The sequence below is a fragment of the Halobacillus sp. K22 genome (assembly GCF_052246795.1).
Lineage (GTDB): Bacteria > Bacillota > Bacilli > Bacillales > Halobacillaceae > Halobacillus.
The window spans coordinates 77,234-102,996 of the sequence record NZ_JBQQCN010000011.1; the positions used below are offsets into that span (position 1 = coordinate 77,234).

Genomic DNA, 25,763 nt, shown 5'->3' on the forward strand with positions numbered 1-25,763 from the left:
TTCTATTTACAGAATACGCATTGCTCCTCAATCACAATTCCTTAATATCCTCAAAATTGAAATTCCAGATCACGGGCTCCCTCTGCCATGAACCACAAGGTTTAACGGGTTATTGGCTTTAGCACCAGGGAAAATGAAATAAATAATTCATTTATTTTCAGGCAACTAAAAAATATATTCACTCTCAAAACATTTATGTTAACCTATAATAAAATAAGTTAACAAGGTGGGATTTATTTGAACTCCGAGAGCAGACGACTTCGAATTATTATTAATTGTGCTATCTTTGCAGCCATCACAGCTATATTGGCTCAAGTAGAAATTCCTCTTCCGGTGGTTCCGATCAGTGGCCAGACATTGGCGGTAGGATTAACGGCGACCATTCTTGGAAGTCGCCAGGGAGCTGCAGCAATGACATGCTACGCTGCTTTAGGAGCTGCCGGCCTGCCTGTATTTGCAGGCTTTAAAGGCGGGGCTCAGGTGCTGGTTGGTCCAACAGGCGGTTATATCATTGGATTTATTGCTGCGGCATTTGTCACTGGGTATATTTTAGAAAAAACGTCATTCAACTTATCCTTGGCTCTAATTGCCAACACAGCCGGAATGATTATCACCCTTTTATTTGGTACCATCCAATTAAAGTTTGTGTTAGATCTCACTTGGCCGCAAGCTCTGGCATCCGGCGTATATCCATTTATCGCTGTAGGGCTGATTAAAGCCTTTCTGGCAAGCTGGATTGGAATAACTGTCAGAAAGCGTCTGGTCCAAGCGAATTTAATCCATCCCAAGAAAGCTGTGGCTTAAATACATTTACTATTAAATCGAAGGCTCTGCTAAAGTTTAATGTTGATTATTCACAAGAGATTATTACACAATAGGGCCGGATTTTTGAAGACTCGAATTCGAGATACCTTGGATCCGTTACGATATGAAGAAGGGGCTGGTGGGGAAATAACTCGTCTTGTTCCATCACCCAGACACTCGATACATAAGCCGTTCATCAACGGCTGGAAAAACCACCAGCCTTTTGATGCTCGGCTTATGTATCGAGTGTCTTTCGGGGTGATTCCACATTTGAACACTTTCCTATGGCCCTACACGACGTAGGGTCGATCGACGTTGCCACAGGACGTGGCGACCTTAGTCGATCCTCCTTTTACCATGAGCTTCCTCGCTCGTTTCACTCCCTGCGGGATCTCACCTAGTTCCTTCTCCCATGGGATTCTCGCCTTTTCCCCATCAACCCAGCCACGGGAGAATAACGGACCCTTCCAGAAGAGAGAATGCTCTCCTTCTAAATAGGTCCTAAATGCTTCTATGACAAGCTTTTCCACATGGTGCTAGTATGAAAATACTCTCTCACCCCATGCTTCTTTCTCACTAAGTAAACAGTGTATGAAGTGGTTTCGAGTTTATGATTAGGCCAGGTCCGGAGGGGGACGATGAAGACTCCTGCGGGATGAACATGATCGGTGAGATCCCGCACCGAGGAAGCTCAGCACATGCCCGTGGAAAGCGAAATCGTCCCCCGCAGGACCTAATTCTCACAAAAGTCTCGAAACTGAGTCTTCCAGTAAGGGGAGCTTATCTTTAAGATCAAGAAGGAAGATAAACAGAGTTTAATCGAAAGGAAAAATTTGACCAAAGTTGTTCGATAAAGACGTTCGTGCTGAAGTTTTTAGTACTATAGGTGATGAAACTAATTCGATTGTTCAATTTCAATAAAAGCTTACAAAATAAGCTGGAACTCCGTTCCGGCTTATTTTTTACTTTCAACACAAATTTAACTTGACTGCCTCATGTTGGTAAAGTAAACTTTACGTAAAGTCACCTTTACTAATTTGTAATTGGAGGAAGCTATGAAAAATGTCATCAAAGATCGACGAATCGCCCACCAATTGACCCAGGAGCGACTCTCAGAGCTGCTGAATGTTTCAAGACAGACAGTGATATCTCTTGAAAAAGGAAAGTATAAGCCATCATTAGTCCTTGCTCACAAACTTGCCCAGGTTTTTAGCTGTCATATCGAAGATCTATTTATCTTTGAAAGAGATGAAAACATTGAATGATTTCTGGAATAACATGGTTGGACTTTCAGGACTAATTTTGGGATTATCGATTGCATTAGCGGCTATTTTAATTAATCGTAAGTATATGAAGAAAAATAGACAGCTCGATGAGCGTCAGCAGACCATTAGTGTCCATGCGCGAGCAGGCGCCTGGATGGTTACCTCCGGCCTGATTATTATCGCCTGGGCGGTGGAAATCGTAGTTGAAGGAGTTACCTTCTCTTTCTTTCTGCTCACTTTTCTATATATTGGACACATGACAGCCTATGGTCTGTTTGCTTATCACCACGCTACACATAACTAATATCAAACTTAAAAGTTAAGGAGTACAGCTATGAATACGATCTCACTTATGATTTTTCTGTTACTATGTTTTTTGTTTCTTGGGAATGGCATTTACCAGGGGGTTGCAAATGACAGCTGGACAGCGCTCCTCATAGCCATTATCGTTATTATTTTTGGCGCAAGAAGCATGTGGAAACGTCAGAATAAAAAACGCCCCCGCGACTAGGGGGGCGTTTCACTAGGAATATCTAGGGTATTCATAGCGACCGAACCATTGGTACCGGTGGCTTGAAAACCATTGATAAAGAGGAGAACCGATAAGATTCAAACCTGGTAAATAGAGAAGAAGACCGATCATAGAAACCGGCGGCAGCACAAGCAATAATCTGCGTATAGTAAAGAATCCTTTCTTGATCTCTCCCTCCTTTGTCAGCATATGAATCTCATCCATGGTATTCCGGCCTTCTAAGTAAGGGTACTTTCCACTTTGGTCGACCTCTTGAGCAGATACCCACTTAATTTGGTCCAACCAGTCAAACTTACTGAACACTCTCTTGATCTGGTAACAGAACGGACATTGAGCATCATAAAAAACCACATGTTTCATTCCAACATCTCCTTTGTTTCTTCAAAGTGATTGCTAATCCATAAGGTGGATTCTAACCCACCCACGAACGCTGTTAATCATCCATATTTCCTGGTATTTCTCCAGTTCTTCTTTCCTCAGAACCTTCTCCTTTAGTCTTCCCTCTTCTACTAACTGTTTTCTGTAAGTACCTGATAGCAGACCACAGGAAATAGGCGGCGTGAAAAATTCTCCATTAAATTTCACCACAAGATTGGCTATGGTAAACTCCGTTAATTCGCCCTGTTTGTTCCAAAGCAGCACCAATGCATTCTCCTTTTGATGCTTTTCATAAACCTTTCTGTGGGTTGTTTTATGGAACAAAAAAGGATCTTGCTCGTCAACTGGTTCATCGGCCAATTCAGCGTTTAAAACTGCCGGGGATTCACTTAATTGTTTGCACTCAATTTCAGGCTCGCCTTCTTGATCTACTAACATTCTTACCTTGTACACCCCTTCTTGATGGAAAGATGAGATTTTACTTAGTGATTGCAAAAGCAAGTCCTGATCGACTTTAAATCCAAAATAATCTCCTGAACTCTTCACACGTTTCAGGTGGTAAGGAAGTAAAAAAATCATTCCGTCTTCCATCTTCATCGTTTCCAACAATCGAAATTCAGGAGCGGATTCTGTCAGAAGCCTGGCCTTTGTATGGATCTCCTCATACTCTCCCTCAGAGGTAGACTCCCATGTCACTCCTCCGCCCGTTCCATAGGCGGCCGTTCCTTCATCCAACATTACCGTACGGATGGGAACGTTGAAAACTGCCTCCTTTTCAGGGGTCATATATCCTATGGCTCCGCAATATACTTCACGAGGACTCGGCTCTAATTTTTTTATATATTCCATCGTCCGAACCTTAGGGGCGCCTGTAATCGAACCGCATGGGAATAAAGCTTGAAAGACTTCCCACATGCTGAAGGAATCAGCGAGCTGTCCTTTTATCGTGGAGGTCATTTGATGCACGGTTGGATAAGTTTCCACCTCAAAGAGCTCAGGTACATGAACGGTACCGGGTAAAGCAATCCTCCCGAGATCATTTCGAAGTAAGTCCACAATCATCAAGTTTTCTGAGCGTTCCTTCTCTGAACAATGAAGGTCTGCTTTTAATTTCTCATCTTCCGCAGGGAATCTACCCCGCGCAGCTGTACCTTTCATCGGCTTTGTCATAATTGTTCCCTCATCAATGCGGAAAAATAACTCCGGTGAAGCGGACAATAGCTGGTGCCTCCCCGTATTAATATAAGCACAGTATGAAGATTTTTGTGCAGCAGCCAACTGTCTGTAAAAAGCATATTCATCTCCTGAGAAGTCAGCTTTCAGCCTTGTTGTATAGTTTACTTGATAAGTTTCCCCCAGCTTAATAGCCTGTTTAATCTGGCTTATACCATTTTTGTATTGGTTGTAATCGCCTTCCATATGCCAATCGGATACTTGAAACGATCCCAATTCGGCACTTGCTTCGCTGGAAACCGGTTCATTAAATATTCCAAACCAGACCAGCGGCCATTCTGGGCTTGAATGAACTTGAAAAGAAGGATCAAAGGCAGGCGCAGCTTCGTAGGAAACGAACCCAGCAGCATAAAAGCCTTGTTTTAATGCCTCATTAACTTCAAGAAACGCTTGCTCTACCTGTTCGATTGTTTCAGCGGAAATAATACGGTCTGGATCAGCAAATCTTTTGGGAGTTTTGTTTCCATAGCGGTCACTAAACTCAAATATTAAAGTCGCCCCTTTCATTGAAGCGCTCCCTCCAATTCCCTGCTATAGGTGGAAACAGCGGAATGATAAGCATTAAAGAGCATCTGAAACCCGTAATCTGTCATGATGGACTCTGGATGAAATTGAATGCCCTCTATAGATAGTGTGCGATGCCTCACGGCCATTACGACCCCGTCCTCCGATACAGCACTAACTTCAAGAGTATTTGGAAGCTCCTTCGCAGGGGTATGGAGGGAGTGATAACGAGTGACTTGAACATTCTCTGGAACGTCCCGAAAAACTGAATTCCCGTCGTGGTTGATTCTCGTGACTTTTCCGTGCATTGGCCGGGTCCCCTCTCTGACCGTACCCCCGAAAAAATCTACAATTAATTGATGGCCTAAACATATCCCAAGGATGGGGATCGTTTTATGAAAATACTCCAGGACATCCCGGCACACCCCTGTCTCTGCGGGAGACCCAGGGCCGGGGGATAAAACGATAAAGTCGGGATTAAGTTTCTTAATACACTCAATGGATGTCTGATCGTTTCTATATACTTTCACATCTTTATCGATTTGTTTAAAATATTGGGCAAGATTATAAGTAAATGAATCATAGTTATCTAAGATTAAAATCATAATAGCAGCACCTTCACTTGATGTAATGGTTTCTTTTATCATTATACAAGCTTTCTCATTTGATTCTATAATTTCTTAGAGGAAAAATCATCACCTTATATTAACGCTTTTACGTAAAAAAGAATCGAAAAAATTCCTCTCCTGTATTAGAATGAAAAGAAAGAATCGCGGCGTTAGGATGGTTTAGGATGAATAAAGCTTTATTACGCTCCAAAAGTATCTGGATAAAGATCCTTCTAATCGTACTGGGAATAACGATGCCTTTATGGTTGAGCGTGGAGGTCTCCGGGCTTTCCTCTCTAATGAGAAAGTTAAGAGAAGAACCAAATGGAAGCACATTAATGATGGCCGCTTTTGCTCTTGTTTTATTAAACACCATTCGTGCCTTTCCACACTATATAGGAGCCTTGCTTCTAGGAGATGAGGTAGGTGCCCATTACGAGAAGTCCTGGCTCAAGGTGCTTATCCCCTTGTCCATTATTCCGCTAAGTTACCTGATTATTAACGGGTATAACTCCATTAATTATCATTTCGGCGCCCCTGCCCTGCTCCTGTTATTGTCCATTACACTTCTGCACATGCTCGGTAAAGGAAGGCTTCGTCCTGTTTTTAAATCCTTTGTATTAGCACAATTACTCTTTGGGGTCCAATGGCTCGATACCGTATTATTTTTAAGCGCATTTGGATTCGGAGGCGGCACGATTTCAATGGAAGTGAAGACGATCGCTGAACAACTTGGCTTTGGTACAACACTATCGTTTTACAGTCTGGTTTTCAGTGCCGTATTTATCGTCAACGCTATCGTGCTGGCTGTTTATTTAACGGTCTCAGAACAAAAATGGAAAATGCGCCAGGACCTGGACATTGCCCGCCTGGAAATGGTGGAGTCACGCTCTGGGCGAGAAGCTCTGCATCTTGTACATGACCTGAAGACCCCACTCTCCTTGATGGAAGGGTTGAATTCATTAATTCAAATGAAAACAGAGGATCCTGAAATTCTCCGCTACACCAATAAAATCTCCTCATCCATCCAATCAACCAGCGACATGGTTTCTGAAATCTTGTACCATGAAAAGAAAAATTGGTGTACATTAAAGACATTCATTGAATATGTGCGTGCTAATAAACTTTCAGATTCGGCTACCATTTATGAGTTTGATCTGCAAGCAGATGAGGATATTCAGATTTATATTAATAAAATCAGGATGACTCGAGCACTTGTAAACTTAATTGATAACGCAAGTGACGCCGTAGAAGGTCTTAGTGACGCCACCGTAACTATCTGTTCGAAAGTGGGTGAAGGCGGTGTCTATATCGGTGTGAAAGATAATGGACATGGGATCAGCGAAGAAAATATAGAGAAAATATGGAATGCCGGATATAGTACCAAGTCCCACCCTGGAGTCGGCTTGACGTTTGTAAAAAATGTAGTCCAAGAACATGAAGCCGAGTTGTCCATAGAGAGTGAACATGGAATTGGCACTACATTCTGGATTCATATACCGAAGGAGAGAGTGAATGATGAAGATCCTGATCATTGATAATGACGAATCCCTGCGTTTCATGCTAACGGAATTCTGCAAACATGCGGAGTGGGAATCCGATACAGCAGTGAACGGCAGAGAGGGGATAGAGAAATTCCTAAAAGGGACATTCGATGTGGTGTTAGTTGACTACCATATGCCTGAAATGGATGGTTTACAGACCGTTCGCGAACTGCGCAAGCATAATCAGCAGATCCCGATCCTTGTCCTGACGGTAGATGAACGGCAGGAAGTGGCCGACCGCTTCCTGGAAGAAGGCGCAACTGATTTCGCATTAAAGCCCGTGAAGGCACCTGACTTAATATCACGGATCCGTCTTCATGCTCAAATCGCCAATATGAAGAGTGTTCAAGATGAAGAAGAGGACGTCTTCACAGTGAAGGGGATCAGTAAGGGAACATTACAAACGGTAGCCAGTTTCCTGAAGAAACATAAATCGCCGATTTCAGTAGATGGCATTTCTAAAGAAGTTGGGCTCGCTTACCCTACCGTTTACCGCTATCTTATGCATCTTTTAGAAGAAGGCAAAGTAAAACAAGTGGTCAGTCATCAGAAAATCGGACGCCCAAAGAAGCTTTATAAATGGTACACCCGTTAAACAATTTCTGAAGTCACCTGTGCGGCTCTAAGTGTAAATTCGGACTGTAAGGGTACTATCTTACAGTAATGAAATATATTTTGCTCTAATACACTACTATGACAAGCTATCCAAAGGAGTGACAACATGAGAACAGGAAATCCTGTATTAAAAAACGATACATTCAGAAGCCGCAGCCAAGGGGAAACTATGACACTTGGTGGCACAGTAGCTAAAATTGCACTCTTATTCATTTTTCTTTTAGGGACTTCCCTATACACCTGGTACCAGTATTCTTTAGGAGTAGATGTTACGGTTATGATGCTGATCGGGGCAATCGGCGGCTTGATTTTTGCTTTGATCACAGCATTTATACCTAAAGCAGCCCCTATAACTGCTCCAATTTATGCTGCACTCGAAGGCTTCTTTATCGGAGGAATTTCAGCCTTTTTTGAAAGCAGCTATCCCGGCATCGTTATTCAAGCAGCATCCTTAACTCTTGCCGTTATGGGTGTGCTGCTGTTCCTATATGCGACTCGAGTCATTAAAGTGACTAAAAACTTCAGACTGATGGTGGTGTCCGCTACTCTCGGCATTTTTGTCGTTTATCTCATCAACTTTGTCATGAATATTTTCTTCGGGATGGAAGTCCCTTATCTTCACTCCAGCGGTCCGATCGGCATTGGCATTAGTTTATTTATTGTCGCAATCGCTGCGCTGAACCTTGTTTTAGACTTTGATTTTATCGAAGAAGGCGTCAACCGCGGTGCTCCCAAACATATGGAATGGTACGGCGCTTTTGGACTGATCGTCACACTTGTATGGCTGTATATTGAAATTCTCCGTCTGCTTCAAAAACTTAGGCGATAATATAAAAGGAGCCTTTCCAAATCCGGGAGGGCTCCTTTTACTCTTCTACTTAACTCCATGCTGTTGCAAAAATTCCATAATTCCCGGGACTAATTCCTCCGCTAGTGATAAATCAGGATCTCCGTACGTCTTCAGATTCCCCTCTCGATCCGCGGGTGCTTTTTTCAGCACATGATTCATATCCTCAATGAGCAGTAATTCCGCCTCAGGATTGGCATTTGCTAGAATTTGTGCTTCCTTTTCGGGAACTTGAAGGTCATTCGTTCCATTAACAATCAGCGTTGGAATGTCCATTTCCTTCATCTGTTCAGCGGGATCATAGGCCATCCACGATTGTAAGAAAGGCTGTATGGAGGGCTTAAACACACTCATTAGAGGATCGCTCACTTCCTGAACGTTTTCCCCTCCTCTTAACTTATCAAGGATCTTGAGGCTTTCCTGATATAAATCATCTGGCAAACTTTCAGCCAGCTGGTTTTCTAACAATTGATCAAACGTTCGTCCAGCTCCTGCTATGGATACAAAAGCATCTGTACTTTCTGGTTCAGCAGCAATCATGCCAACCAGAGACCCTTGACTATGCCCAATTACGATTACTTCGGAGAAGCGCTTATCTTGATTAAGTTTATCAATCCATTGCTTAGCATCATCTACAAATTGATCGAAGCGTATGTCTCCTTCCTTCGTAACTGCTTGAGCATTTTTACCTGCCCCTCTTTTGTCATACCGAACACTTGCCACTCCCCTATCCGCAAGTTCTTCCGCAAGAAGTTTCAAGCTATTGTTTTTTCCTTGAATGCCGGGGCTGTTGCCATTACGATCTGTTGGTCCTGAGCCAGGGATAATCAAGGCAACCGGTTGTCTCGAATCTTTTTCGGGTAAAAGCAAAGATCCATATAAGGTACCGGTAATTGTTTCAATGGTCATAAAGTTTTCCTTACTTGCATTGGAGGAAGAAGATTTTTGTTTCTCTAATTCAAAGTTAAAATTCTTCCCGGACTGTGTAAATGTACCGCTTATTGAATCCTTTTCTACCGCTCCAATAAAACGGAGAGACTGACCTGAAATAGACATTTGAAAAGCCAGTTCCTTCCCATTCAAACTCACTTGACTCAAAGGGTAGTCTTCTATATTTTGAGCAGGTATAGATATACTACCTTCCAGAGATTCCTCATTACGAAACTTAACGGTGATATTTAAGGGCTGATCGGGGACTTGAATAGAACCGCTCCATTCCCCCTCTATATTATCTCCTCCCACTTTATCACTTCCTTTAGATGTCTGATTTCCTTCACTACAGCCAGCTGTTATTAAAAAGACCAACATGATGATCGGCAGCCAAACACGCATAATGAACCTCCCTTTTTCCTCAAAGATACGCACTTAAGACAGAATAATATTCCATAATAAATATTATAAGAATTTTAATAATTAACCTATTTATAACATATGTGTGCGTTAAAATCTGTAATTTCTAGGTTCTGTAAAAGATTATAGTTAATTTTCCATCCCAAAATGGTCTTCAACTATCGGGCCGGATTGTGTAAGACTCGAATTCGAGATATCTTGGGTCCGTTACGAAATGAGGAGCGGGCTGGTGGGGAAATAACTCACTTTCCTGTGGGGGAACCGGCAAGCTTCCTCGGGTTGCGCCCTGTGGGATCTCGCCTACTCCCTTCTCCCACAGGAGTCTCACCATTTCCCCACCAACTCAACATGTTTAAGAAAAACGGACCCTTCTAGAAGAGAGAAGAATCTCCTTCTTAACTGGTCTTAAATACTTCTATGACAGGATATTCCACATCTTTACAGCATGAAATAGCCTCGGATTCACTTGCTTTTTTGCTCATCTAGAAGATATCTTAAGTGGTTTCGAGTTTCTGATTCGGCCAGGTCTGGAGGGGGACGACGAAGACTCCTGCGGGATGAACGTGGTCGGTGAGATCCCGCAGGGCTGTTAAGCCCGAGGAAGCTCACCACATGCCCGCGGAAAGCGAAGTCGTCCCCCGAATGACCTTCCTCATAACCAATTTCTCGAAATCAGTCTTACAATATCGGGGGCTTAACTATAATATATTTGAAGATTTCACAGAGCTAATTTATAAAAAAGCATGGTCTTTTGCGAGACCATGCTTTTTTGTATCCTTCTGATTTACGATTCTTTTAATTGGCTGGACTTCTTACTATTCATAAAGAAGGTTGTAACGAGCATGAGAAGCAAGAATATAAGCACAATGCTGAATCCTCCTGCCTGACCAAACATTTCTGAAGCCAAACCTACAATATAACCTGCAATACCGCCGCCGATACCGGAAGCAATATAGATTAAACCGAGCGCAGAACCGCCCGTTTTAGAAAGCTGCGTACCAAAGGCTGTCGCGGTAGGGAATAGCGTTGAGAAGAACAATCCCGCACCGGAGAAAAGATAAGGGAAATCATTAGCAAACAAGAAACTGATTCCTACCATAAGCAGGGAACCTGCTGAGAACGTAATCAATATAATGCGTTCATTGATCCAGTTGGTTAGGTAAGCAATAGCAAGTCTGCCTGCCATAAAGAATACAGAGAACAGCGATAGAATGGTAGCTACCATGTCTTCTTTGGCTGCTGTAGAAATACCGCCTAAATCAAGAGATTTAAGGTAACTCGGAAAGAAGTTCATAAAGGAGACTTCCGCTGAAACTTCAAAGATTAAGAAAAACATAAGAAATACGAATTGAGCATCTTTTAACATAGGAATGAAGGCTTTCAAATCAATCTTCTCAGCTTTTCCAGACGGGAAATGAACGGAAGTAATGTAGATAATAACAGCTACAAGGCTTGCCGCAATCCCTATATAGAAATAACGCCAGGAAGCAAACTGGAAAAGATAGTTCAAGAACTGAGGAAAGACGACCATTCCTAATCCATATACACCCATTGCTAAATTAAACATCTTGTTTTGCCGATCTGGATAAGCAGCCGGTACGATTGCGTTAGACGCAACCCCCAGAGAGCCCAGCCCAAATCCGACAATCATATAAAACCCTAAAAAGAACGTAATATTAGGAGCAAGACCAGTACCGAGAAATCCAAGTCCCATAATAATCGAGCCGATGATTGTCATAATGCGAAGTCCTTTTTTATCGGTATAATAACCGATCAGCACACTAGCTAGCGTAAAACCTAATTGAAATATAAAAACGACAAGACCGAATTGGCTCATATCAAGCCCTAAATCCTGTTCTACTTGATCAAGCACAATTCCTTTTGTATTTGTCACTCCACCCGATATAAACTGGGTGAACATGAGAATGATAAGAGCATGAATACTCTTTCCTCGGGACATGTGAGTTACCTCCTGATGGTTAAAATATACATTCAAACTGTTTGATTGCTTGGAGGGTTTTCCCACGGCTTCTTTACTTAAAACCATAAAAATAAATGTAAACGATTTACTATATCAAAAAAATTATAAGCCTTTTATTTTCATACCATTGAACTAGATTAGTTATGATAAAATGACAATCAGGTAGTGTTTCTATATAGGAGGTCGGCTGCCCCCTTATCGAAAAGGAAAGGGGGTGATGCCTTTTTTGAGTATCTATGAGGTGTTCATGGTTCTATTTTCTTTTGGAACTTTCCTTATTGCTCTGCTTGCGTTGGTCATAAAAATGACCAACAAAAAATAGACCTCCTGTCTGGTAACGGGAGAGGTCTATTCCTCAGTGAGTAGCCGATCCCTTCGGAACAGCTGCCTGTCAGGCCGCAGTGGACGCTGCGGCCTTTCGAATGTTCAATTCTGACTTTATTGTACCACAAGTATATTCAGCCATGCATCATCCTATAACGGGTGGCTGCTTGTTTATGTAATCATCTAAGAATCTTCTGTGTTTCTCAAATATATGATCCGGTAATTGATCCAATGAGAAAAAGCGGGCATCTAATGTCTCTCCATCCTGAAAATTGAAGGCCCCGGAGAACTCCCGGCAAGTAAATAAAATCTGGACAAGGGCTACCTGGTCACCATTTGGAAAAGTTTTATGCAGTTGTGTCCCTGAATACACCCCAAACAGTTCCATTTCCCCTAGCTCAAGTCCTGTCTCCTCTTTGGTTTCACGTCTAGCCGCTTCTTCCACTTTTTCATCCATCTCCATAAAGCCTCCAGGCAGCCCCCAGGTCTTCGTATCAGCTCTGAGTTGTAATAACACCCGGTTCTGTTCATCAATAACAAACGCGCCGCATACTGCCATAATGACGCGATCCTTTCCTACTTTAGAGCGGATATACGTTATATAATCCATACCATGATGTACTCCCTTATTCTTATTTGGATGTGCCTCGTGCAGGTCGCCTCCCCCCTAATTGAACCACCTTTTCTGATCCAACTTCAAACATTATTGAGATTTTATTTAAAGAGCATTCCCTTCCGCCTATGTTAAAATAGATCAAATGGTAATATCTGTTTGACCTGAGGTGGAATAATTTGGATGAAAACCACCTGCCCTGCTGCTTCTCACTTATAAGTGCTTGCTGGTTCTTTCCACAGCATTTTCAATCAACTCGACACTTTTGAAAAGCAGAATCTTCAATGGCTAAAGGACTATTTATAAAAAGCAAAACACAGTTCAAACTCCCCTTCTGAAAGCGAGGATTTACTTTGAAACGAACCATTACAGCTCTTGGTCTAACACTCCTACTCGTGTCAGCCGTGATTCTTTTAATTAATCTCAGAGGCAACTCTTCTCAAAACGAGCAAAGAGAAGCTTACCTTCACTCTCCTATGCCTCCAAAAGCGGACGAAGAGAAAAATACACTTTCGCCTCTTTTACAATGGTCCCTGGAGCAAAAAGTCACTCAGACCCTTTACATTGGCGTTCAGGCCCTTACTTTAAGCAATCAGGAAAAAGAGATGATCAGCCAGGAGCAGGTCGGAGGTGTGATATTACTCGGACGAAATGTGGAAAGTGCCCAGCAGCTCCAGGACTTAGTGGATTCAATTCGTCAGGCAAATGCGGAAAATCCAACCCCTCTGTTTCTTGGGATTGATGAAGAAGGTGGACGAGTTAGCCGGATTCCGGATAGTGCTATTACGAATCTTCCCGCTAGTGAGAAAATAGGCGACCTCACCGATCCGCAGCTTGCCAAGAAAACAGGTCATCTATTAGCTGAAAAAGTAAAAAAATTTGGCTTCAATATGAACTTTGCGCCTGTTCTTGATATTGTAAACAATCCAGATAACCAAGTGATTGGTGATCGTTCTTTCGGAGAAACAGCAGAACGTGTTAAACATATGGGGATCCCCGCGATGCAGGCCATACAATCCGAACGCGTCATTCCAGTGGTGAAACACTTCCCTGGTCACGGCAATACATCTGTCGACTCCCATCGTGACCTTCCCATCGTTGACCAATCGATGAATGAGCTGCAGAATTTCGAGTGGGTGCCTTTTCAAAAAGCTATCCAAAAGGGTGCAGATGCTGTCATGACTGCTCATATTTTATTTCCTGAGCTGGATCCAGATTATCCAGCCACCCTGTCTAGAACGATTATTACAGACGTTCTCCGCGAACAACTTGGTTTCAACGGGCTTGTCATTACGGACGATATGGCTATGGGGGCGATCTCTAATAATTATGGAACGAGTGAAGCCGCGGTGCTCTCAATCCAAGCGGGAGCCGACATGGTCTTATTGACAGATACCAGTCAATTTCAACAAGTAAAGGATTCACTTCTCAAAGCTGTTAGTGACGGACAACTTTCAGAAACGCAGCTAAATACCAGTGTCACACGAATTCTTCAGAAAAAGGAAGCTTATAACTTAAGTGAATCGTATGATGATACCCTAGAAAACTCTCAGATAAATAAACAAATTCAAGAGGTATGGAACCAGATCGAATAAGCGTGCTTCCCGTTAATCGGGCAGCACGCTTTTCCTCTGTTTTTGTGGTGAAAATCTCTGCTGATTTTCTTTTGACTGGAACGGCAGAGAAGAGCAGCCTCACATTCAACATTGCTTTTATTTTTAAATTTCTTTATATCGATGCCACCAGGGCTTAGCTTTTTCAAGCTGTGCGGCCAATTTAAAAAGCGTAGCTTCATCCCCGAACTTCGCCATGAAATGAGAGCCAATCGGCACGTTCTGATCATTCCAGTACAGAGGAACACTCATAGCCGGCTGGCCGGTCACATTAGCGATAGGAGACAGGTGAGCATATTGAGCGGAAACAGCCAGAATTTCATCAATCGTCTTTTCTTCGCCGTTATAGCACCCAAGCGGCAATGCCGACTTAGAAGTAACTGGATGAAGCAACACGTCATAATCCTCCAAAAACAGATGTACCTTCTCACTTTCAGAAGCTAAGAACATCCGAGCCTGTTCGTATTCCATAGCTGTAAAGCCGGAAGCTTTATCGATCAAAGTAGAAAGCATTTTCTCCAGATTCTGTGCAGATGGATCCTTTCCATTCATTCGGGCGGCATCCTGAACAGCCAGCGCTCCTCCAAGTACCCACACCGTTACGTAAGCATCCATAAAACGGTGCAAATCAAAGTCAGGATAAGCGACTTCTACGTGGTGTCCTAAGGATTCCAGCAAATGAGCCGTTTCGTTCACTGCTTGCTGAACGTCAGGTGCAATGTCCATCAATTCCCCGAAATCAGCTAGATAGCCAACCTTAAGCGTACCTACTTCTTCTTTAAGCACCTCTGTGTAAGGTTTATGATAAGCAGGAGTAGCAAAGAGATCGCCTATCTGCGGACCTTCCAAAACGTCCAGAAGCGCCGCACTGTCCCGCACAGAACGGGTTAGAGCGTGACTAACCGCGAAACTATTCAAACGCATGGAAAATGGCGTCCTTCCTCTCGTTGGTTTGAGTCCGAAAACCCCGCAGTTCGAGGCCGGAATTCTAATGGATCCACCTCCGTCACTGCCATGAGCGAAAGGGATCATGCCCGATGCTACAGCCGCTGCCGCTCCTCCACTCGATCCTCCGGGAGAATAATCGGGGTTCCACGGGTTTTTTGCAAAACCAAGATGTACAGATTCCGTAGCAGGAGTAAAACCGAATTCAGGTGTATTGGTTTTTCCTAAAATCGTTAATCCAGCCCGCTTATAACGTTTAACAATCTCATCATCTGCTGGGGCTGTAAATCCATCCATGATCTTAGAACCGTAAGACAATGGATATCCTTCCATCGCATTTAAATCTTTAATAAGAAACGGCAGTCCTTTAAAATCACCATTTCTATTTATATTTGCTGCTTCCTCAAAAGTCTTATGTACAACCGCATTCAACTCAGGATTCTTTCGCTCAATCATTGACTTATAGTGAGCCACTACTTCTTCAGGCTTCACCTTGTTTTCCGTAATTAAACGCCGCTGACCTATTCCATCTAAGTTATGAAGCTCATGTATTTCCATTTGATCAGCCTCCCTTTCTTTTCCTTTTATTTTCTATGAAACACGCTAAAAAATAAACTATTTACTACCTAACCCTCCCTCCTTTGACAGAAAACCAGCGTTTTAAAATTCAACAGGAAAATTAAAAGCTAGCGTTTATTTTCATTCAGCCGGGGAAAATTATAGCAAAGAAAAGGAGAGGATACGTGAATGAAAAGCCGTTTTCCCCTTAGAAGTCAAAAGTTTGTCTGGCCTGTTGGATTCGCCTCTTTCCTGATCGTTTTGTTCCTTTTAAATTTACTTACTTCTCATACTGCTGTAAATTTGACACGCAGCTTCGTTGCTTTTGGTGCCGCTCCTTTGTTTATTCTCTATGCGAACCAAAACCATCTCTGGTTTCGTAAATCCTTTCGCTGGCTGGTCTCAAGCAGCCATCACCTGCTTTTCAGCACTTTCATTTTCTTTTTTGGAGCAGTAGTCAGCTTTGAAGTTTTATCGATGATCCCGGGTGGATACGACTTTTTACTGCATCTTTTTCTATTAGCTGTTTCTTCCATTGTTTACTGGGCGCCACTGCTGCTTTCCTGCTCCTTTCATAAACCTATACCATTCATATCTCGCTTTGGCTATTTCACTCTCACCACTCTTTTATTTTTTATTTACCACGAAGTCGCTTTTTACTATTACGGTTCGCGTCCTTCAGCAGGCTTTATGAATACAGGCCTCGCCGCCATGCTTATCACCCTGTTTTATATCATTACTCAATGGTCTAAGGTGGAAAGTCATACCGACAGACCTACTGTAAAAGGGTATGTCCATTCTCTGTCAGAAGAAAAAAAGTCATAAAAAAACAGCCAGCTAAGCTGACTGTTTTTATTTAAAATAAATTGGGACTAATTAACTCTGGGAGGTAAAATGCCACCCCCGGAATAAAAGCAATTACTAGAAGCACTACCAGGACAACTGTGATGTAAGGAACGACAGCCACAAATGATCGTTCGACCGGCAGTTTCCCGATCTTCGCTGCTAATAATAAACAGAGTCCATACGGTGGTGTAACAAGCCCTACCGCTAAGGTCATGATCGTTATGATCCCTAATAATATAGGACTCACATCAAAGCTGATCGCTACCGGCAGAATGACAGGAATAAATAAAATCATTGACGGAATAGCATCCATAAATGTTCCTACAAATAAGAAAAAGCCAATGATGATTAACAAGAACAGCCATTTGCTGCCGATATTATTCGTGAAAAACTGCTCCGCCCACATCGACAATTGGTAGTAACTCATTAGTTCACCAAGTGCATTAGCTGCTGCTAAAGCAAATAAAGAAAGAGAACTTAACGTAAGAGTATCCACTAAGATCTTAGGGAAATCTTTAAGTTTTAATGTTTTATAATAAAACATACCTACAAGGACTGTGTATAAAGAAGCGAATGCTGCTGCTTCTGTAGCTGTAAAGATCCCAGTAACAATACCTCCAATTAAAATAACAGGGGTCATTAATGCAGGTATCGTATCTAGAAATTGCTTAACAAAATTTTTCATAGAAGCCTTTTGATAGGTAGGATAATTTCTTTTCAGTGCTAATACATAAACAATAATCATCATACCTAATCCGACCAATATCCCAGGAATAATCCCTACCATAAATAGAGCACCAACGGATACATTAGTAAGACCTGCATAAATAATCATAGGGATACTAGGGGGAATAATAACCCCGATTGTAGATGATGCAGCAGTTATTCCTACAGCATTCTCCGTATCATACCCCTGCTTCTTCATATTAGGAATAAGGATTTTACCCACTCCGGCTGTATCTGCCTGCGAAGCGCCTGACACCCCAGCAAATATCATTGATACCAGGATGTTAGCATGGGCGAGTCCGCCGCGTATATGACCTACGATAGAGAGAGAGAAATCAATTAGCTTTTGAGAGATCTGACCACTGTTCATTAGATTAGCCGCAAGGATAAATAATGGAACAGCTATTAGTACAAAGGAGTCTAAACCATTTAACATCTTAACTGGAACGGTGACCTCAGGAATATAAGGAACATTGAAAATCCCGATCATCGCCACAATCCCTATTACGAAAGCAATCGGTATTCCAATCAGCATTAATAGGATGAATAATACTACTAGAATGGAACCAATCATTGGGCCGCCTCCTTCTGACTGAAGTTTTTAAGCGTTCTTACAATGTGGGCGAATGTATAAATCACCATGGTCCCCCCCATGATCGGAACAGAAATCCAAACATATCCCATCTTTAATTGCGGGAGCGAAACCCAATTGTAGTTCCAGAAGTTTAGTACTGCCTGCCAGCCATAATACGTAATAGCCAGCGTGAACACTAAGAGAATTAAATCATTTATCAAATATAAAGTACTTCTGCCCTTCCCTTTAAACTTCTTTAAAAGCATATCAAAATTGAAATGCTCTCTGCGGTTGAGCATGACAGAGGCCCCCATAAAAACGGCCCAGATAAAAGAATACGTAGCCACTTCTTCTGTCCATACTGCCGACACTCCCATAAACCTTGTGACAACCTGGATCACAATCGTGATAAAGAAAGCGACAAGAAATAAAACGCCAATAACCAATTGAATTCGTTCTAATAATTTTATAAGCATGCTCTCACTTACCCTCCTTAAAGAAGACTAAAGGGAAGGGCACAATTTTAACTGTGCCCAGCCTTCTTCTACTTCATTTCTCTTATTTTCTTAAGCATATCTTGAGTGCCTACTCTTTCTGCTGTTTCATCTTGAATGGTTTCTGCCTTTTTAATGAATGGTTCACGATCGATCTGGTTAACTTCTGCACCATCATCTATGGCTTGCTGCTTATGCTCTTCTTCTTGAGCATATAAAGCTTCGCGTTCTTTCTTCACAGCCGCTTCGGCCGCTTCCATAACTGTTTGCTTTTGTTCGTCGCTATATGAATCAAATTTTTTCCCATTGATTAACAAGAAACGTGTGGTGTAATCATGAGCTGTTTCAGTAATATATTTTCCGTTTTCCGTTTTGTGGTGATTCTGCTGGACAAAGTAAGGATAAGCATTTTCGGCAGCATCTACTACACCTTGCTGAAGGGCCTGGTAAAGCTCACCCCATGCTACTGCCGTTGGAACTGCCCCTGTGCTTTCCCAATATTTAGCAACGGCACCGGAAGTTTGAGTACGGTATTTCATTCCACTAATGTCTTCCATGGAATTCAAAGGCTTCTTACCATAGTAATGGCGAACTCCAGCTGTCCAGTAGCCAAGAAGCTTAAAGTCGTTATTAGATTTTTCATTAATGATATCTGCCATTTGATCGCCAATTTCTCCATCTACTACTTTTTCCCAATGCTCATAGCTATCAAAAATATAAGGAGTAGCAAACATATCAATTTCTTGGATCCCCGTCTTAGACATGAATCCTGGAGATACTAACACAACATCCGCCCCACCTAGTTTAAGCTTTTCTACTAACTCAGACTCGCTAGTTCCTAATGTTCCAGCGTGTACCTCTACCTCTACGTTTTCATTTTCTTCTGCAACTTTCTTGAACTCTTTCATTCCAATTTGATAAGGGTTTTCCGGTGAAGTCTGGTTATGCGCTGCAATAATCTTCAAACTTTCGCCTTCACCCTCGCCTGATGATCCTCCTGTTTCGTTTCCACTTCCGCCACAACCTGTTAGCGCAAAAACCATACCGGCGATGAAAAGAACAATGATAGAAAATGATTTTTTCTGCATAAATAAACCTCCTATTATTTGAATACGCTTTCAATTTTTATCAACTTTCCATTACAGAAACTTGGTTCATATACTCTTTCGCTAATTCTTCCAATCTCTCATAGTCTTTTTCACTATTGAGAGTACTTGCGGAAACTAATTGACTTCCTATCCCGACAACTTCTGCTCCACTTTCTACGAACTCCTTCATGTTACTTAAATGAATGCCTCCTGTAGCCATAATTGAAACTTGAGGAAGAGGTCCTTTTAAACTTTTTATAAATCCTGAACCAACTGTGCTCGCTGGAAAAACCTTCACCATATCCGCACCATGTTCATAAGCGGTCAAAATTTCGGTAGGGGTGAACGCCCCTGATATACAAAGTTTTCCATACCTCTTAGCTGCGCGTATCATTTCAATGTTAAATGTTGGAGCAACGATAAAATCTGCACCAGCAGCTATCATTTGGATAGCCGTCTCTCCATCAAGTACGGTGCCTGCCCCTACCAGAAAGTCTTCCTTACACTCTTGCTTTACCTGTGCGATCATTGCGGCACAGCCTGGTGTTTCTGCTGTGATTTCAATAGCTTTAATCCCGCCATTTTGCAAAGATTTGGCTATGCTTGCGATCTGGTCTTGTTGGGCCTTTCTTATAACTGGGACAACTTTCGCATTTTTCAACTGCTGTAAATGTGCCATGTCCGCCTCCTCTTTCACTCTAAATTGGCATGCCGTTTCGTCATTTCTTCATATGAACTCATCGGACGCTGGTTTAAGCTGTAAATGATAATAGCATCTAAAAGTAAGTGGAGAGATTGATCAAATTGATTTCCGAGCGGCTGGATCGTTTCTGGTTCACTCGGCAATCGCTTCTTAGTAGCTGCCGGTACAATCAATTTCTTATCACTGATCTCGGCAAGCTTAGAATCTGGGTTAGTCGTGATGGCTATAATCTCTGCCCCTGCCTGTTGAGCACTTAAAGCCTGTTGATAGATAGAAGCCGTCGAACCAGATCCGGAAATGGCGATTAGCAGATCACCATCTTTAATACTTGGGGTTATGGTTTCTCCTGTGACATACACGGGATAGTCTCCATGCATTAACCTCATGGCGAAAGCCTTTCCCATCAGCCCTGAACGTCCTTCCCCAGTTACAAAGATTCTGGCTGCCTGGTTGATAGATAACGAAACCTCTGTAGCCTGATTTTCATCAATACGTGATAAAACTTGGGTAACTTCATTACTGACCGTCTGAATCGTTTGCTTCATATTTATCAATTTCTCCTTTCAGAAGAGATGCCGTTTCTTTAGGGTCAGGCTGCTTGGTTATCCCACTCCCTATGATTAAAGTGTCCGGTTCATGGGCGAGGATCGTTGGCAGAGAGGGTAAGTTAATTCCACCCGCAACCGCTACTTCAAGAGATGGAAGATCCTTTACTAATGAAAATAAGTCATCACTCATCTCTCCTGATTGCTGCATATCCTTACCAAAATGCAGGCTGACTAAACCCACTCCCATAGCTGCCAACTGCTTCAATCTCTCTTGATCTGTTATCCCTAACAGATCTACCATAATTCTTTTGTTTCGGTCTTCAGCAACTTGGAGCATATCTTGAATGGTCTGATCTGCAGCAAAAGCCATAACTGTGGTAATATCTGCCCCAGCATCAAATGCCTGAGCTGCCTCATGCTTTCCTGCATCACACGTTTTCATGTCTGCCACAATCACTTTCTCAGGATACTCTTTTCGAATGCGCCGAAGAATACTCATTCCGTATTCTTTTATGACGCCTGTACCTACTTCAATCCAGTCTGTAGACTCATAGGTTTCCTGAATCAAATGCATACATTCTTCCTCGGTTAAACGATCTAACGCAATCTGAAGATTCATTTAATCACCTCACCGTTCTACAAATTCTCTTTCGCCTAATTGAATTAACACTTCTTCCAGTTCCGGCAGTCCTTCATTATCGCCATAAACACTAACAACCATGGCGCCAATTGTATTAGCAAATCTTAATGTCCTCTCAAGACCCCATCCTTTAAGAATCCCGAATATAAAGCCGGCGTCAAATCCATCTCCAGCTCCCACGGTATCGACCACTTTCACCGGTTTGCTAGGCGGAAGACTCAATGTTTCGTTACCACAGTAACCAATAGCGCCTTCTTCCCCTTTTTTAATAGCAATGGTGGAGATTCCGTATTGCTTGCAGGCATCGATGATTTCATCAGGCTGACTAACTCCGAGGAGCAGGTCAGCTTCGTCCACCCCCGTCAGCATAATATCTACGTAAGGGAGTAATTGTTTTAGGTTTTTCTGTGCTTCTTCTTTACTCCATAGTTTCAATCGAATATTTGGATCGAAGGAGATAAGAGCTCCATGATCCTTAGCGATGGTTATGGCCCGCTTAAGTAAAGGAATGTTCTTTTGGGGATCAATGGCTGCAAATACTCCTGTAATGTGAAGTAATCTAGTATTTCTAAGGGAATTTATATCTAAGGTTTTCTCCGTCAGTTCTGTTGTAGGAGAGGGATAGCGGTAGTAGAAGGTCTTTCCATCGCCTCCTTCACGGATCTCTTTAAAGTTAAGAGAAGTTTGGTAATGATCCAGCAGTTTCACAGCAGAAGTATCCACGCCTTCCCCTCTGGCAAAGTTCCTAATATACTTTCCAAACTCATCATTTCCTAGGCGGCTGACCCATCCCGTCTGCAGTCCCAGACGAGCACATCCGATAGCAACATTAAATTCTGCTCCTCCTGCTTTCCTTTGAAAAGTGGAGGCAAACCGCATTGGTCCCGTCTGGGAAGGGTCAAGCGTGATCATTGCATCGCCTATAGTTAAGACATCATTCATATTGTTGATCCTCCTCAAGTGGCTAGTTAAACCGATTCCCTGATCATTAAAGTTGGCTTAAAGCGGTAATCAGGCCGATCGTCTCGAATCTTGTTTTGCTTAATTTTATTTAATAATAGATCCGCGGACATCTTTCCCATTTTGAATGTAGGCTGAGCTACTGTTGTAATCGTGGGGGTATAAAAGCTTGCAAAAGATACATCATCAATCCCGATAATAGCTAGATCTTCCGGTATTCGAAGATCTTTTTGCTTCACATATTTTAAAATCTCCATTAAAACCAGGTCGTTACCTGCCAGTATCGCATCCGGAGGTTGATTCTGCCCCAGCATTTGGCCTAAAGCTGTTTGTACCTCCTGCGGGGCTACACTGCTGATGTAATTCTCATTTTCTGCTATTCCATGCTTTTTCAAAGCGTTTTGATAGCCTTTCAACCTTTCCAAACGCGGTGTGATGCTATCGATGATAGAAGTAGTAATGAGTGCGATTCTGCGGTGGTTTTTTTCTACAAAATGATCTACCGCAAGTTCGGAAGCCACTTCATTTTCCAGCATGATCGAGGAAACTGGGATATCCGGAACAGAACGATCCAGAAATACTACAGGGTATTTTTCATCGAGCATGCGCTGGTACAACTCTCTGTTATTTCCTGTAGGAAAAATAATAAGTCCATCTACCTGCTTCGCTCTTAGCATTTCAATGTACCGCTTCTCCTTTACTGGATCATCATCTGCGTTACATACAATGGTATGAAACCCTTCCTCGTTGCACACATCTTCAATGGCTCTGCTCACCTCTGTTGAAAAGGTGTGTAATATGTTCGCCACGATAACTCCGATGGTTTTTGTCGACTTTTGCTTCAGACTTCTAGCCACTATGTTCGGTTGATAGCCAAGTTCTTCTATTGCTTTTTTGATTCTATCTTTAGTTTTTTCACCCATATAGTCATATCGTTCGTTTAAATACTGAGACACAGTACTCTTTGAGACTGCTGCTTGATTAGCTACATCGGCTATGGTTATTTTTTTCATTTGGCTAGTCTCCATATCTATTTTTTATTACTATTTATTTTATTACTAAACCGATTTACTAAATCGATTTAGTGAAAGTATATAACACATGTAAGCGCTTTACAACCTATTTTCAGAATTCTTTCGTTTAATTTCAATCTTAGGAGGTTTCAAATTACTTATATATTAGGCTTCCAACAGATTTTCATTTACCAGTAAAAAATTTTTATTTTTTATATTCCAGTAAAAAAAGCTGCCCAAAAGGGGCAGCTTTCATTCTATATATTTAGCGGGGCTTCATAAATAATTGCGTCCAGTACGTACCATATCTCCCAGCATCTTCTATATAACCTACACCAATGTGTGTAAACTGATCATTTAAAATATTGGCCCGGTGTCCTTCACTATTCATCCAGCCTTCCACGACTTCTTCAGGTGTGCGTTGTCCAGCCGCAATATTTTCACCGGCTGCCCAATAAGTAAAATCAAATTCGTCCATCATTTCAAATGGCGACCCGTAGGTAGGAGAAGTATGACTAAAATAATTTTTTTCGGCCATATCCTGGGATTTCACAACCGCAAGTCCGCTTAGACGATTGAACATTTCCAGAGGTTCCAAGCCCTCTGCTGCCCGTTCTTCATTCACCAAATCTACGACTTCTTTTTCGTACTCAGATGGTTCGTAATCTTTAAGAGAAGAAGAGGAAAGGTCTGTTTGTTGCTTTTTACCTTCTTCTTCCGGAGTACGTTCTTTAGGCGAGGTATTCTGGCTATTTTCCGGGACCGCAGGCGTTTGGCGAGTTTCTATTTCAGGCTCCGGTTCAGGTTCCGGCATTTCACCGTTTCCAAAATACTTTTTCAACTCTTCTATTAATGGACTGGAAGCATCCCAGCCGCTGAACCAATTTCCCACTTGCTGTGCTTTCTCCGTTACCGAACCGATGTGGTCGTCTTTATTTTCCCATATTTCCTGAGCGTAGGACGGGGCTGCTATTGAGCCTATAGTGACAGCTGCTATTATTACTAACAGGAGTTTTTTAATCATATACTCCGCTCCTTATCATCAAGTTGCCTAAAGTCTGGAGGTTATTGATAAGTCTATTATCTCATCGAAGGTAAATCACCACAAGCAAAGGGGACGAGCCAATCGTTTCCAAAACTTATTTTCAAATTTATTTAAACTAAGCTTTAACACATCTATACTAAAGAATACCCCATAAACCAATTAATCAAGCATTTTTTAAAGAACCTTTATAAATCACTTTCTCCTGCAACGACAAATCAAGATCGCGAGCATGCTTCATCAAGCGTTTTTGCTCTACTGGATTGACAAGGGATATGACTGTGCCGTCGGATGCACCTAACCGGGCTGTACGGCCGGCTCTATGAATATAAGCCGTGGCATCTTTAGGAACATCTAAATTCACAATGTGGTTAATATCTTTAATATCAAGACCTCTTGCCGCCACATCAGTTGCTAAAAGAAGTGAATAGTCCCCTTTCCGAAATTCTCTAATCGCTTTAGCACGCTGTTCTTTCTTTGCGTCACTATGCAAAAGACCGAGGTCTAAGTTTTTATAGGTTAATTTTTCGGCAAAGACATTCAGTTTTGCAATATCCTGAAGAAAAGCAAGCCCTTTAAAACCCTCCATCCTGGCAAGCTTACGAAGGACTTCAATCTTATCCCGATCTTCACACACCATATACGTATGCTCGACATCCGGCTTTTGTATTTCTGTTTCTACACGCACGACTTCTGTTTCTTCATCCATGAACTCTTGCGCTACATCAATTACCTCTTCAGGCATCGTTGCTGAGAACAAAAGGATTTGACGATCTTTGAGCATGCTTTCCAGAATATCATTGACCGTTCGTATATGTTCTGGGACAAGCAGCTGATCTGCTTCATCCATGACCACTGTTTTGATTTCATGAGCTTTTACTTTCTTCTTTTTCATTAATTCATAGACCCGCCCTGGGGTGCCAATCACTACTTGCGGCTTTTTCTTCAGTTTCTCCATTTGGCGTTTGATATTTGCTCCGCCGATAAGGGCAGTACTGTTAATGCCGCTTCCTTTGGTCCAGTTCTGTACTTCTTCATTAATCTGCATCACAAGCTCATGAGAGGAAGCTAATATAAGAACCTGGGTGTGCTTTTTGGCTGGATCAATCTTATGAAGCAGAGGGATAAGATAGGCAAGCGTTTTTCCACTGCCGGTAGGTGCTTCCCCCAGTACGTCTTCTCCATTTAAAACGAGCGGAATAGCCCGCTCCTGTATCGTAGTAAGGGTTTCATACTGAGAGGTATTCCACGCTTCTTTTAAAAAAGGGGATAGTTCATTAAACCATTCTTCTCGGATGTCACTCATATTTTTCAAATCCTTTCTTTCTATATCATAAAAAAAAGAGGCCTCATACCATATTGGATGGTTAAGAGACCTTTTATACATAATCCATAGCTTGATTTATATTATACAC

General features: G+C 42.2%; 27 protein-coding genes. 10 read left to right on the top strand and 17 right to left on the bottom strand.

The window, feature by feature from the left end:
• The first annotated feature begins 237 nt into the window (after nucleotides 1-237).
• The 4 genes from ACTWPM_RS10065 to ACTWPM_RS10080 all read left to right on the top strand — a co-directional run bounded on the left by ACTWPM_RS10065 (nucleotide 238) and on the right by ACTWPM_RS10080 (nucleotide 2,580).
• Nucleotides 238-804, top strand: a complete 567-nt coding sequence (locus ACTWPM_RS10065) for a biotin transporter BioY (protein WP_443132913.1) — start codon at nucleotides 238-240, stop codon at nucleotides 802-804.
• 1,055 nt (nucleotides 805-1,859) lie between these two features.
• A complete protein-coding gene (locus ACTWPM_RS10070) occupies nucleotides 1,860-2,069 on the top strand; it encodes a helix-turn-helix transcriptional regulator (protein WP_443132914.1) in 210 nt (69 codons plus the stop codon).
• Nucleotides 2,062-2,373, top strand: a complete 312-nt coding sequence (locus ACTWPM_RS10075) for a DUF2178 domain-containing protein (RefSeq protein WP_443132915.1) — start codon at nucleotides 2,062-2,064, stop codon at nucleotides 2,371-2,373. The genes ACTWPM_RS10070 and ACTWPM_RS10075 overlap by 8 nt, the downstream gene beginning before the upstream one ends.
• Before the next feature lie 30 nt (nucleotides 2,374-2,403).
• Nucleotides 2,404-2,580, top strand: coding sequence for a hypothetical protein (locus ACTWPM_RS10080; protein ID WP_443132916.1), 177 nt, complete (start codon nucleotides 2,404-2,406; stop codon nucleotides 2,578-2,580).
• Between the two features lie 12 nt (nucleotides 2,581-2,592).
• Here ACTWPM_RS10080 and ACTWPM_RS10085 read toward each other — a convergent pair whose 3' ends face one another.
• Genes ACTWPM_RS10085 through ACTWPM_RS10095 form a run of 3 tightly spaced genes read right to left on the bottom strand, consistent with a single transcriptional unit; the run spans nucleotide 2,593 to nucleotide 5,363 of the window.
• Nucleotides 2,593-2,961: a thiol-disulfide oxidoreductase DCC family protein gene (locus ACTWPM_RS10085; protein ID WP_443132917.1), complete on the bottom strand. Its 369-nt coding sequence runs from the start codon at nucleotides 2,959-2,961 to the stop codon at nucleotides 2,593-2,595.
• Nucleotides 2,962-2,994: 33 nt separating this feature from the next.
• Nucleotides 2,995-4,719 carry an aminodeoxychorismate synthase component I gene (pabB, locus tag ACTWPM_RS10090; protein WP_443132918.1) on the bottom strand — a complete coding sequence of 575 codons (1,725 nt, stop codon included), beginning with the start codon at nucleotides 4,717-4,719 and terminating at the stop codon, nucleotides 2,995-2,997.
• Nucleotides 4,716-5,363 carry an anthranilate synthase component II gene (locus ACTWPM_RS10095; RefSeq protein WP_443132919.1) on the bottom strand — a complete coding sequence of 216 codons (648 nt, stop codon included), beginning with the start codon at nucleotides 5,361-5,363 and terminating at the stop codon, nucleotides 4,716-4,718. Before ACTWPM_RS10095 ends, pabB begins: the two co-directional genes overlap by 4 nt.
• A 146-nt stretch (nucleotides 5,364-5,509) precedes the next feature.
• Between ACTWPM_RS10095 and ACTWPM_RS10100 the strand changes: the two genes are divergently transcribed.
• From ACTWPM_RS10100 to ACTWPM_RS10110, 3 genes are all read left to right on the top strand, one after another.
• Nucleotides 5,510-6,862, top strand: coding sequence for a sensor histidine kinase (locus ACTWPM_RS10100; protein ID WP_443132920.1), 1,353 nt, complete (start codon nucleotides 5,510-5,512; stop codon nucleotides 6,860-6,862).
• On the top strand, nucleotides 6,840-7,463 hold the full coding sequence (locus ACTWPM_RS10105; RefSeq protein ID WP_443132921.1) for a response regulator: 624 nt from the start codon (nucleotides 6,840-6,842) through the stop codon (nucleotides 7,461-7,463). The genes ACTWPM_RS10100 and ACTWPM_RS10105 overlap by 23 nt, the downstream gene beginning before the upstream one ends.
• 126 nt (nucleotides 7,464-7,589) lie before the next feature.
• The gene (locus ACTWPM_RS10110) at nucleotides 7,590-8,312 is read left to right on the top strand and encodes a Bax inhibitor-1/YccA family protein (protein ID WP_443132922.1); all 723 of its coding nucleotides are present in this window, start codon (nucleotides 7,590-7,592) and stop codon (nucleotides 8,310-8,312) included.
• A gap of 45 nt (nucleotides 8,313-8,357) precedes the next feature.
• Here ACTWPM_RS10110 and ACTWPM_RS10115 read toward each other — a convergent pair whose 3' ends face one another.
• Nucleotides 8,358-9,662, bottom strand: a complete 1,305-nt coding sequence (locus ACTWPM_RS10115; RefSeq protein ID WP_443132923.1) for an alpha/beta hydrolase — start codon at nucleotides 9,660-9,662, stop codon at nucleotides 8,358-8,360.
• 802 nt (nucleotides 9,663-10,464) lie between these two features.
• Entirely contained in the window at nucleotides 10,465-11,640 is a 1,176-nt protein-coding gene (locus tag ACTWPM_RS10120) for an MFS transporter (RefSeq protein WP_443132924.1), read from the bottom strand.
• A gap of 238 nt (nucleotides 11,641-11,878) precedes the next feature.
• Here ACTWPM_RS10120 and ACTWPM_RS10125 point away from each other — a divergent pair, with 238 nt between their 5' ends.
• Nucleotides 11,879-11,983, top strand: a complete 105-nt coding sequence (locus ACTWPM_RS10125; RefSeq protein ID WP_014645089.1) for a putative holin-like toxin — start codon at nucleotides 11,879-11,881, stop codon at nucleotides 11,981-11,983.
• Between the two features lie 147 nt (nucleotides 11,984-12,130).
• On the opposite strand, the gene ACTWPM_RS10130 is transcribed toward ACTWPM_RS10125, so the two are convergent.
• Nucleotides 12,131-12,595 carry an NUDIX hydrolase gene (locus ACTWPM_RS10130; RefSeq protein ID WP_443132925.1) on the bottom strand — a complete coding sequence of 155 codons (465 nt, stop codon included), beginning with the start codon at nucleotides 12,593-12,595 and terminating at the stop codon, nucleotides 12,131-12,133.
• 356 nt (nucleotides 12,596-12,951) lie between these two features.
• Here ACTWPM_RS10130 and nagZ point away from each other — a divergent pair, with 356 nt between their 5' ends.
• Nucleotides 12,952-14,193, top strand: a complete 1,242-nt coding sequence (gene nagZ, locus ACTWPM_RS10135) for a beta-N-acetylhexosaminidase (RefSeq protein WP_443132926.1) — start codon at nucleotides 12,952-12,954, stop codon at nucleotides 14,191-14,193.
• A gap of 123 nt (nucleotides 14,194-14,316) precedes the next feature.
• On the opposite strand, the gene ACTWPM_RS10140 is transcribed toward nagZ, so the two are convergent.
• A complete protein-coding gene (locus ACTWPM_RS10140) occupies nucleotides 14,317-15,714 on the bottom strand; it encodes an amidase (protein ID WP_443132927.1) in 1,398 nt (465 codons plus the stop codon).
• Nucleotides 15,715-15,903: 189 nt separating this feature from the next.
• Here ACTWPM_RS10140 and ACTWPM_RS10145 point away from each other — a divergent pair, with 189 nt between their 5' ends.
• Nucleotides 15,904-16,539 carry a hypothetical protein gene (locus ACTWPM_RS10145; RefSeq protein ID WP_443132928.1) on the top strand — a complete coding sequence of 212 codons (636 nt, stop codon included), beginning with the start codon at nucleotides 15,904-15,906 and terminating at the stop codon, nucleotides 16,537-16,539.
• Nucleotides 16,540-16,570: 31 nt separating this feature from the next.
• Here the strand turns inward: ACTWPM_RS10145 and ACTWPM_RS10150 are convergent, their stop codons facing one another.
• The 10 genes from ACTWPM_RS10150 to ACTWPM_RS10195 all read right to left on the bottom strand — a co-directional run bounded on the left by ACTWPM_RS10150 (nucleotide 16,571) and on the right by ACTWPM_RS10195 (nucleotide 25,654).
• On the bottom strand, nucleotides 16,571-17,860 hold the full coding sequence (locus ACTWPM_RS10150) for a TRAP transporter large permease (protein ID WP_443132929.1): 1,290 nt from the start codon (nucleotides 17,858-17,860) through the stop codon (nucleotides 16,571-16,573).
• Nucleotides 17,857-18,336, bottom strand: a complete 480-nt coding sequence (locus ACTWPM_RS10155) for a TRAP transporter small permease (RefSeq protein ID WP_443132930.1) — start codon at nucleotides 18,334-18,336, stop codon at nucleotides 17,857-17,859. Before ACTWPM_RS10155 ends, ACTWPM_RS10150 begins: the two co-directional genes overlap by 4 nt.
• Nucleotides 18,337-18,404: 68 nt before the next feature.
• Nucleotides 18,405-19,442 (bottom strand): TRAP transporter substrate-binding protein, encoded by a 1,038-nt coding sequence (locus ACTWPM_RS10160; protein WP_443132931.1) that lies wholly within the window; start codon nucleotides 19,440-19,442, stop codon nucleotides 18,405-18,407.
• Between the two features lie 40 nt (nucleotides 19,443-19,482).
• Nucleotides 19,483-20,121, bottom strand: coding sequence for a bifunctional 4-hydroxy-2-oxoglutarate aldolase/2-dehydro-3-deoxy-phosphogluconate aldolase (locus ACTWPM_RS10165; RefSeq protein ID WP_443132932.1), 639 nt, complete (start codon nucleotides 20,119-20,121; stop codon nucleotides 19,483-19,485).
• 14 nt (nucleotides 20,122-20,135) lie between these two features.
• A complete protein-coding gene (gene hxlB / locus ACTWPM_RS10170; RefSeq protein WP_443132933.1) occupies nucleotides 20,136-20,690 on the bottom strand; it encodes a 6-phospho-3-hexuloisomerase in 555 nt (184 codons plus the stop codon).
• Nucleotides 20,662-21,312 (bottom strand): 3-hexulose-6-phosphate synthase, encoded by a 651-nt coding sequence (gene hxlA, locus ACTWPM_RS10175; protein WP_443132934.1) that lies wholly within the window; start codon nucleotides 21,310-21,312, stop codon nucleotides 20,662-20,664. Before hxlA ends, hxlB begins: the two co-directional genes overlap by 29 nt.
• Before the next feature lie 9 nt (nucleotides 21,313-21,321).
• Entirely contained in the window at nucleotides 21,322-22,275 is a 954-nt protein-coding gene (locus ACTWPM_RS10180; protein WP_443132935.1) for a sugar kinase, read from the bottom strand.
• Nucleotides 22,276-22,301: 26 nt separating this feature from the next.
• Complete coding sequence (locus tag ACTWPM_RS10185; protein WP_443132936.1) at nucleotides 22,302-23,306, bottom strand: LacI family DNA-binding transcriptional regulator; 1,005 nt, start codon at nucleotides 23,304-23,306, stop codon at nucleotides 22,302-22,304.
• 265 nt (nucleotides 23,307-23,571) lie between these two features.
• Nucleotides 23,572-24,330 carry a CAP domain-containing protein gene (locus ACTWPM_RS10190; RefSeq protein WP_443132937.1) on the bottom strand — a complete coding sequence of 253 codons (759 nt, stop codon included), beginning with the start codon at nucleotides 24,328-24,330 and terminating at the stop codon, nucleotides 23,572-23,574.
• A gap of 184 nt (nucleotides 24,331-24,514) precedes the next feature.
• The gene (locus ACTWPM_RS10195) at nucleotides 24,515-25,654 is read right to left on the bottom strand and encodes a DEAD/DEAH box helicase (RefSeq protein WP_443132938.1); all 1,140 of its coding nucleotides are present in this window, start codon (nucleotides 25,652-25,654) and stop codon (nucleotides 24,515-24,517) included.
• Nucleotides 25,655-25,763 lie beyond the last annotated feature (109 nt).